The 6,950-nt window shown below is 70.5% G+C and carries 5 protein-coding genes; 3 read left to right on the top strand and 2 right to left on the bottom strand.

Translation table 11 applies throughout. The features are described 5' to 3' along the window. Positions 1 to 118: 118 nt before the first annotated feature. Entirely contained in the window at positions 119 to 889 is a 771-nt protein-coding gene (locus tag ACFTZL_RS38155) for a TetR/AcrR family transcriptional regulator (protein WP_382592993.1), read from the bottom strand. Between the two features lie 374 nt (positions 890 to 1,263). Here ACFTZL_RS38155 and ACFTZL_RS38150 point away from each other — a divergent pair, with 374 nt between their 5' ends. Then, positions 1,264 to 2,643, top strand: a complete 1,380-nt coding sequence (locus ACFTZL_RS38150) for an NAD(P)/FAD-dependent oxidoreductase (RefSeq protein WP_382592990.1) — start codon at positions 1,264 to 1,266, stop codon at positions 2,641 to 2,643. Between the two features lie 173 nt (positions 2,644 to 2,816). Further along, positions 2,817 to 4,478 carry a SpoIIE family protein phosphatase gene (locus ACFTZL_RS38145; protein WP_382592988.1) on the top strand — a complete coding sequence of 554 codons (1,662 nt, stop codon included), beginning with the start codon at positions 2,817 to 2,819 and terminating at the stop codon, positions 4,476 to 4,478. Between the two features lie 15 nt (positions 4,479 to 4,493). On the opposite strand, the gene ACFTZL_RS38140 is transcribed toward ACFTZL_RS38145, so the two are convergent. Further along, positions 4,494 to 5,759, bottom strand: a complete 1,266-nt coding sequence (locus ACFTZL_RS38140; protein ID WP_382592996.1) for an MFS transporter — start codon at positions 5,757 to 5,759, stop codon at positions 4,494 to 4,496. A gap of 122 nt (positions 5,760 to 5,881) precedes the next feature. Between ACFTZL_RS38140 and ACFTZL_RS38135 the strand changes: the two genes are divergently transcribed. Continuing rightward, on the top strand, positions 5,882 to 6,430 hold the full coding sequence (locus tag ACFTZL_RS38135) for a MarR family winged helix-turn-helix transcriptional regulator (protein ID WP_382592985.1): 549 nt from the start codon (positions 5,882 to 5,884) through the stop codon (positions 6,428 to 6,430). The last annotated feature ends 520 nt before the right edge of the window (positions 6,431 to 6,950 follow it).

Here is a 6,950-nt window from a genome sequence, read left to right as displayed (position 1 = left end):
CGCCAGTACTAGCCATCACCCCTTTGGGGAAGACTCCCCTTTCGCTCCGGACCCGGAGGTCCGGCTCGGGCCCGGGACATCCCGCCCGGGCCCGAAGGCCTCGTACAGCCCCGCGGGCTCACGGCCGCGAGCGCAGCCCCTCCAGCAGGATGTCCAGCAGCCGGGCCGAGGCGGCCGCCTGCTGCGCCGCGTCCGGCAGCGAGGGCGCGGCCGTCGCGATCACCAGCAGTACGTCCGAGACCGACACGTCCGGCCGCAGCTCACCCGCCGCACGTGCCCGCTCCACGAGCTGACCCACGACCTCGAGCAGCGCCGACGCCCCGGCGTCGTCCTCCGCGGCGACCGCCGGTACCGCGGCGACCGCCACCGGCTCCTCCGGAACCAGCCGCAGCTCCGTCGTGCCCGGCTGCGTCCGCTGCTGCGGCACCCGCGCCTGACCGGCACGGTCCTCCTCGACCGAGACCCGCAGCACCTGCGGCGGCAGCAGCCGCCCGGCGCCGGAGGCCACCGACGTACGCAGGAAGCGCGACAGGGCCGACCACGGCTCGTCCTCCTGCCCGAGCGCCGCACGCGCCTGGTCGGTCAGCCGGGAGGTCTCCTCCTCGGCTATCCGCCGCACCAGGACGTCCTTGCTCGGGAACCGCCGGTACACCGTCCCCACACCGACCCGCGCCCGCCGCGCCACGTCCTCCATCGGCGCGCCGTACCCCAGCTCGCCGAAGACCTCGCGCGCCGCACGCAGCACGTGCTCCAGATTGCGCTGTGCGTCCACGCGCAGCGGTGTCGAGCGCGGGCCGTCCCCGCGTCCGCTGCCCACCGCCGCGCTCAACGTCGCGCCACCCGCCGTAAGAGCGGATGCGGACGACCAATGAGAATCCTGAACATGCATACGCATTCCCCCGGTAATGACGTCTCCCCCCGGAGACTCCCCGCCATTCGATGCCGGGACGGGGGAACAGGCCCGGGTCCGCGGGCCCGCCCGTCGCGGACCCGGTGAGCGCATCCCCCTACACCCCGTCGACACACGAACATAGTTGAGAGGGAGTCAATTCAGAAGGGGCACGTTCCGCACGGAGCGCCCACCGATCGGAGTACGGGCCGTATACGTCCTGAATGTGCCCCTGCACGCCCCCCGTACCACCCCCGCTGACCTGCGGGTATCCATCACAGCTCGATAATCCGGCCAACTCCGCGCGCTCTTCCGCTCCGGTCACACAATTGGTCGAGGCTGTGGACAAACGCAAGCGACGGGTGCGTCATGGGATGGTGAAGGAACGTGCGCGCATTCTCGTTGTCGGTGGCGGCTACGTCGGGATGTACACGGCCCTGCGCCTGCAGCGCAGACTGAAACGGGAACTGGACCGGGGCGAGGTCGAGATCACGGTCGTCACACCCGACCCGTACATGACGTACCAGCCCTTCCTCCCCGAGGCCGCCGCCGGCGCCATCTCGCCCCGGCACGTCGTCGTACCGCTGCGCCGTGTCCTCGACCGGTGCCGTGTCGTCATCGGCGAGGCGACCGCCGTCGACCACGCGAAACGCACCGCCACCGTCAGCACCCTCGCCACCGAGGAGGAGGGCACGGGCGGAGAGCGGCTGGCCTACGACGAACTCGTCCTCGCCCCCGGCTCCGTCTCGCGCACCCTTCCGGTCCCGGGCCTCGCCGAACACGGCATCGGCTTCAAGACCGTCGAGGAGGCCATCGGCCTGCGCAACCACGTCATCGAGCAGATGGACATCGCCTCCTCCACCCGCGACCCCGCGATCCGCGACGCGGCCCTCACCTTCGTCTTCGTCGGCGGCGGCTTCGCCGGTGTGGAGGCACTCGGCGAACTGGAGGACATGGCCCGCTACGCCGCGCGCTACTACCACAACATCCAGCCCGAGGACATGAAGTGGATCCTCGTCGAAGCCTCGGACCGCATCCTGCCCGAGGTCGGCGAGGAGATGGGCCGCTACACCGTCACCGAACTGCGCCGCCGCAACATCGACGTACGTCTGCGGACCCGCCTGGACTCCTGCGCGGACCGGGTGGCGGCCCTCAGCGACGGCGCCCGCTTCCCCACCCGTACGGTCGTCTGGACGGCCGGCGTGAAACCCCACCCGGTCCTCGCCGCCACCGACCTGCCCCGCAACGGCCGCGGACGGCTCAGGTGCACGCCGGAACTGACGATCGAGGGCACCACGCACGCGTGGGCGGCGGGAGACGCCGCGGCCGTCCCCGACGTCACCGCGGAGAAACCGGGCGGAGAGTGCGCCCCCAACGCCCAGCACGCCGTCCGCCAGGCCCGGGTCCTCGGCGACAACATCGTGCACGCCCTGCGCGGCGAACCCCTCACCACCTACACCCACAAGTACGTCGGCTCGGTCGCCTCCCTCGGCCTGCACAAGGGCGTCGCCCACGTGTACGGACGCAAGCTCAAGGGCTACCCCGCCTGGTTCATGCACCGCGCCTACCACCTCAGCCGCGTGCCCACCTTCAACCGCAAGGCGCGCGTGCTCGCCGAATGGTCCCTGGCCGGCCTGTTCAAACGGGAGATCGTCTCCCTGGGTTCACTCGAACACCCCCGGGCGGAGTTCGAACTCGCGGCCGGTGGAAAGCCTTCTCAAGACCCCCCGCACAACCCGAAGGGGTCGTCCTGACCGGACCCAGGAACTCCACCGGCCGGCCCGGCGTCTGACGGATGCCGGTCCGGTCCGCACACTGCCAGACTGGTCCACCACCGTGGGCGTGCCACCGCTCGCCCCGGTGCGGGCCCCCGGGGCCCCGGCCGGTTCCGGTGCCGGCCGCCGACGACTACACGAGGCAAGGATTCGTGAACTTCACGCGCTGGAGCGCCCGGCTCCCCGGAACGCAGCGCCGCGCCGCAGCGCGGACCGAGCAGACGGCCTCCCCGGACCGGCGGGGGGACGGCTCCGTACCCGCCGCCCGCGTCGAACAACTGACCGACGAGGCATCGTCCGTACCCGCCGTCGACGAGCTGCGGGTGCGCGAGGTCCTCGACCGCGTCCCCTCCCTCGTCGCCCTGGTCCACGGCCCCGACCACCGCATCGCCTACGTCAACGACGCCTACACGACCGCCTTCGGCGTACGCCCCCTGGGCGAACGCGCCCGCGAGGTCCTCCCTGAACTGGACGCCCTCGGCCTGTTCCCCCTCCTGGACCAGGTCCAGCGCAGCGGCAAGCCCCGCACGGTGAAGTCCCGCAAGGCCCCCGACGGCCGCTCCTACACCTTCACCTGCACCCCGGTCGCCCAGGGCGACGGCGGCAGCGAAGGCCGCGGTGTCCTGGTCTTCGCCACCGACGTCACCGACCACGCCGAAGCCGCCGAACGCCTGCGCGCCAGCGAACGCCGCCAGCGCGAAACAGCGGTGACCCTGCAAAGATCTCTGCTCCCCCAGGAACTCGAAGAACCGGACGACCTGCGCGTCGCCGCCACCTACCACCCCGGCGGCACGGAGGCCGCGGTCGGCGGCGACTGGTACGACGTGATCACCCTGGGCGGCGGCCGCACGGCCCTGGTCATCGGCGACGTCATGGGCCGCGGCGTCCGGGCGGCAGCGGTGATGGGCCAGCTCCGCACGGCCGTCCGCGCCTACGCCCGCCTCGACCTGCCCCCGCACGAGGTCCTGCAGCTCCTCGACGGCCTGGCAGCCGAGATCGACGCCAACCAGATCGCCACCTGCGCGTACGCGGTCCACGACCCGAACGAGGGCAAGCTGGTCTACGCCTCGGCCGGCCACCTCCCCATCCTGGTCCGTGACGAGACCGGCACGGTCCTGCGCGCCGAAGAACCCACCGGCCCCCCGCTCGGCACCGGCGGCTGGATGCACTCCTCCGGCTCGATCCCCCTCAGCCCCGGCTCCACGGCCGTCCTCTACACGGACGGCCTGGTCGAGCGCCGGGACGCCGACCTGGACGAGGGCATCGCCGCCCTGGAACGCGCCCTGGCCGGCGCCACCGGCACACCCCAGGTCGTCTGCGACCGCCTGGTCCGCTCGGCCGGCGTGACACCCGACCATGACGACGACGTGGCCGTCCTGGTCCTCCAGCACCCCGCCCGCACGGGCGCGGAGGGCGAGCTCTTCCGCAACGCCGCCCTGGAACTCCTGGGCGGCGTGGAAGCGGCCCCACGCGCGCGTGCCTTCGCCTCCGGCGTCCTGACGAGCTGGCGCTTCCCCGCCGACCTGCACGACCTGGGCGTCCTGGCCACCAGCGAACTGGTCGCCAATTCCCTCCAGCACGGCACCCCGCCGATGCGCCTGCGCCTGCGCCGCACCGACCGCCGCCTGATCATCGAGGTCACCGACGGCGACGACCATCTCCCCAGGCGCCGCCGCGCGGAACCGGGCGACGAGTCGGGCCGCGGCATCGCCATCGTCGCCACGATCGCGTCGAACTGGGGCTGCAGACGCACCCCGGGCGGCGGCAAGGCGGTGTGGTGCGAATTCGCCCTGCCACGCACCCAGACGACCTAGCCGGCGGCCGGCGGATCAGACGTCAGCGGAAACGGGAGCCCCACCCCGCGCCACGACCCGGCTCTTCACGAGCCACGGCTGATCCTGCGCCTCGGTCAGTTGCCGCCCCAACCGCACGGCAAGGACGGTGATCCCGAGGGAGAACACCAGGAACGCCACGATGTACGGCGCGTGCAGCGAGGCCCCCAGCGGCCCGCCCACCGCCGGCCCGACGGCCAGCGCGAGCTGCTTCACCAGGGCGAACGCCGAGTTGTACTGCCCGGCCATCCCCTCCGGCGCGAGATCAGCGACCAGCGGGGCCACGGTCGGCGACAGCATCGCCTCGCCCAGCCCGAACAACGCGTACGTCGAGACGAACGCGGCCGTCGCCATCTCCTGGCTCCCGTTCCCGAGCCCCGCGTACCCGGCGACGGCCCACGCCACGGCCCAGATCAGCCCCACGGCCGCGATCACCCGCGACCGCCTCCGGCGCTCCACGAACCGCAGCACCGCGAACTGCGCGATGACGATCACCAGCGTGTTCGCCGCCAGCGCGCTCCCCAGCGCCGACGTCGATATCCCGGCGGCCTCCACCCCGTACGCGCTCAGCCCCGACTCGAACTGCCCGTAGCAGGCGAAGAACAACACGAAGCCCAGCACACAAAGCTGCACCATGGCCCGATTGCCCAGAAGCTGCTTCCAGCTGCCCCGCCCCGACGCCACCGGCGCGTCCTCGATCCGTGGAGCATGCGGCGTCCGCATGGTCGCCATCACCACGACCAGCAGCAGGAACATCGCCGCCTCGATCGCGAAGAGGAGGGTGAAGGACGCGGCACTGGTCGTGTCGACCAGATGACCACCGATGAGGCCACCGACACCGAGCCCGAGGTTCTGCAGGAAGAACTGCATGGCGAACGCCCGCGACCGCGTCTCCGCCGTCGAGCAGTCCACGATCATCGTGGCCAGCGCCGGCTGCATCACGGCCTGCCCGGCTCCCAGCAGGGCAGCCGACACCAGCACGGCCGCCGCACTGCTCGCGATCCCCAGACTCAGGGCACCCATGGCGGCGGTGATCAGGGCGGTGAGCAGCACCGGCAGCGGGCCGCGCCGGACGATGGCCCGCCCGGCGAACGGCAGCACGACCAGCGCGGCCACAGCGAAGACGGCGAGCACGAGACCCGCCGTCATGGCTCCCAGTCCCCGCACCTGCGCCACATAGACGTACAGGTACGGGACCGTGAAGCCGAGCCCGAACGCGCTGAGTGCGTTACCCACGTGAATCCGGCGCATCGCTGCGCCCATCGCCCTGGTCACGTTCACCTCTCTCACAAGTTAGGAGTGAAGACTTCGAAACTAAACTTCGAAGCTAAAGAGTACATACCCAAGGACTTCAAGGCAAAGAACGTCCGTGCCATACTGCCGTCATGGGCGACACCCCCGGCCCCAGCGAGCCGACCCTCGAAGAACAGATCGCCGCGTACCAGCGCGAGTTCCAGGACCTCGACCCCCAGGTGGAGCAGATCGTCTCGGCCCTCTCCCGCCTGAACCGCCGCATGAACGTCGCCTACGGCCGTCAGACCTCGGCCCTCGGCATCAGCAACGCGGAGTGGGAGGTCCTCAAGGCCCTCGTGCTCTCGGGCGCTCCCTACCGTCTGGGCCCCAGTGACATCGCCAAGCGCCTCGGCCTCACCCCGGCCGCCATGACCCACCGCATCGACCGCATGGTCGGCGAAGGGCTGGTTACCCGAGAGCGAGACGAGTCCAACCGCGTACGAGTCATCGTGGAGCTGACATCCGAGGGGCGTGAGAAGTGGCTGGAGGCAATGCGCCTGGCGACGGTCTTCGAGGAGGACCTGCTCCAGGACCTGTCCCCCGTGGAGCGCACCGCGCTCGGCGGCGTCCTGACCCGCCTGTTGCGCAGAGTGGAGGACGCCCAGCCGGACGCCGGCGGCCGCCTCTCAGACCTGGACTGACGGTCACACAAAAGATCTTGACAAGGGCCGCTTGACACCCCCCTGCCTGATCCGTAAAGTTCTTCGGGTTGCCGCGGAGCCGTAACGGTTCTGCGACGGCACTTTCGCCGCACTAGCGGCACCCAACCATTAGCAAGATCGCTCCCAACGGGGTTGTTTCGGCGTGCCCGAATTCAATTCGAATTGGGACTCGACGGCCTGATCGACTCGACATCGGCTCGATTTGGGAAACGGCGAGAGACCGCGCTAAGGTTGGACACGTCGGAACGGCCCAACAGCCGCAAAGACAACCCCCACTGACTGGGGATCAGGGCCGAAAGGATCTGATAGAGTCGGAACCGCCGGAAAGGGAAACGCGGAAGCGGGAACCTGGAAAGCACCGAGGAAATCGGATCGGAAAGATCTGATAGAGTCGGAAACGCAAGACCGAAGGGAAGCCCGGAGGAAAGCCCGAGAGGGTGAGTACAAAGGAAGCGACCGTTCCTTGAGAACTCAACAGCGTGCCAAAAGTCAACGCCAG

The organism is Streptomyces sp. NPDC056948 (genome assembly GCF_042674225.1).
In the GTDB taxonomy this organism is placed as follows: domain Bacteria; phylum Actinomycetota; class Actinomycetes; order Streptomycetales; family Streptomycetaceae; genus Streptomyces; species Streptomyces purpurascens.
The sequence above is the reverse complement of the archived record's forward strand: the minus strand, read 5'-3'. Positions and strand labels throughout refer to the sequence as shown.